The organism is Paracoccus sp. 228, from assembly GCF_000967825.1.
Classification (GTDB): domain Bacteria; phylum Pseudomonadota; class Alphaproteobacteria; order Rhodobacterales; family Rhodobacteraceae; genus Paracoccus; species Paracoccus marcusii.
Map to the genome: position 1 here is coordinate 1 of NZ_JYGY01000024.1, position 2,322 is coordinate 2,322.

Sequence of the window (2,322 nt, forward strand, 5' to 3'; positions counted from 1 at the left end):
AGATCGCGCCACAGATCATCGAGGTAGCTGCCCCCGACGCGGGAAAAGAAGTTCGCGGCGGTCGGGGTCCAGACCTCGCGGATGCTTGGCTGCGTTTCCTTGTCCAGCATCGCAGACAGTTCTTCGCTGCCCCCGCGAAACTGCGCGGCAAGGAACCGGGCCAATTCGCCTTTCACATGCTCGGCTCCTTTCTTGCGAAAGGCACGGAAGGATTTTGCCAAGTCCTTTCCATACATATCGCGGGGCGCATCGCTGGTCAGGCGCTCGTCCAGCGCGTAGCCGCTGCCCTCGGTCGAAGGCCAGTTCGGCACGTCCTCGGTGGTCAGACCGAACGGCTTTTGCCAGCGCAGCGCGTGGCTCAACTGATAGGCCAGCAGGTCGATCAGCAGATCAGGGTCGCGCAGCATGGCGTGTTGCCGCGCCCCTTGGGCAATGCGGGACAGGTCGTCGCGCAGCTTCTGCGAGATTGCCGACTTGGGCGCGTCCTCCGCTCCTTCGCCTGCATGGCCGGACGGGCGCAGGAAACCGGCCTCGATGGCCGCAGTTCGGTCCTCGCGGCGCACAAGGCCCTCGGCCGTCTGCAACTCGCCTTTCGAGTTCACGTAGAGAAGGACGCCCGCAACCGCCTTCTGCGCGTCGCTATAGCTGCCGTCGAGAAGGGCTTGCAGCGCGGCAAGCTCGGCCTGCCCGTTCTCGTCCAGAACCTCGCCGTTCGCCAGTTCGGCCAGTTCGTCATACCGCTCGGCCTGCTCCTCGGTCAGCGTTCCCTCGTCGCGATAGATGCGGTCCAGCTTGCGGTTCTCGATCTCGTAATAGCCGATATAGCTGTCTTGGATCGTCTCGGCCCATTTCCAGCCTTCCGCCTGCGCGGCCTCGACGGATGCGGCCAGCTTGCGGGAAAACAGGTCGTCCAGCAGGGCAACATCATCGAAGTATTGCTGATCGCTGAACAGGTCCCCGGTCATGCGCCCGCCTTCGGCCTCATAGGCGTCCTGGCCGACAAACAGGACGCGGCGGTCGGTGCCGCGCACGGCGTCAGGTTTCAGCAACTGCTTAATCTGGTGATCGCTGTAGCCGTGGCCCTTCACCTGTTCCAGCACGGCAAGGCTGTGCGTCTCGTCCTCGCTGATGGTGAAGGCGGCGGCGTTCGACAGGGTGATGGTCCCGGCCTTCAAGGCGTCCAGCACGGGCGCGGGCAGGCTTGCCAGCTTCAAGCGGCGATAGACGTGCTTCTCGCTGACGCCAAAGGCAACGGCGATGGACGGGACCGGGACGCCACGCGCGGCCATGTTCCCATATTCGCGGATTTCATCAGCCGCATGGGGCTGCTCCCGGTGATGGTTCTCGCTCGACGCCCAAATCTCGGCGGTTGCTTGATCGGGTGCCAGCTTGACCGGGATCGCGGCAAAGCGCGGATCGTCTTGCAGCATTTCGAGCGCGCGTAGCCTGCGGCCTCCGGCCACGATGCCGATTTTTCCCGCCTCGTCGCGCAGGCCCGCAAGGTTCTGGATCAGGCCAAGCTGGCGGATGTTCTCGGCCAGGGCCTCGATGCCCTCCGGGCTGAACACGGTGCGCGGGTTCAGAGTTGAAACGTAAAGATCAGCGAACGGGACCATCTGAACCGGGCTGTTGATCGCTTCGTGTTTCATTGTCGTATCCTTGGAATGTGGTGAGTTTCATTGATGCCCCGCCCTCTCATGGGGCGAGGCACAAGGCTTTTTGGTCAGTGTTCCGAGGGCAGGTAGAGCGTCAGGACGCGGCGCACCTGCTCGGGGTCGGTGGCACATTCCGGCATCGTTGCGCCAAAGGTGTAATCGGTGTCGTAGAGGTCGATCTTCCAGAAGATCGCGGTGCCGTGCGCCTCGACGCGGCCAAAGGAATGATCCTCCCACGGGTCATTTTCCTCCGTCCAGTCTTGGAAGTTGATGACCGCGTTCAACAGGTCCGTTTGCGTCCGTTCGGGAATGGCTTGGAAACCGGGCGTGACGACAGCGCGGCCTTTCAGATGGTGTCCGCGCCACAGGACCGCGAAGCCCAATGCGCGACGGAAAGCATCGTTCTGCTCTGCGATCAGCAGCCGCATCATGTGGTCGCGGGCCTGCTCGGCGGCGGTATCAATTTCAAGTTCTTGAGCCATGTTCGGCCTTCCTTGTGGTGATGCCCGTTCCGGTCTTGGTGCCGATAATCGGGCGGGGTTTCAGGCGAGGAAGCGCGAAGCGCGCCCCTCTCCTGAAAGCCTGCTTCCCGGCGAGGGCAGGAGGGGGACCCGCGCAAGGTTGTCCGTAGGGGCGAAGGGGAGGGGGATCACCCGCCCTGCAGGGA

Annotated in this window: 2 protein-coding genes; both read right to left on the bottom strand. The window is 63.4% G+C overall.

The window, feature by feature from the left end; all coding sequences use genetic code 11:
* Positions 1-1,649: ParB/RepB/Spo0J family partition protein (locus SY26_RS19625; protein WP_046001971.1), on the bottom strand; the 1,649-nt coding region annotated here is incomplete at its 3' end.
* A gap of 74 nt (positions 1,650-1,723) precedes the next feature.
* A complete protein-coding gene (locus SY26_RS19630) occupies positions 1,724-2,137 on the bottom strand; it encodes a DUF3768 domain-containing protein (RefSeq protein WP_052715414.1) in 414 nt (137 codons plus the stop codon).
* Positions 2,138-2,322 lie beyond the last annotated feature (185 nt).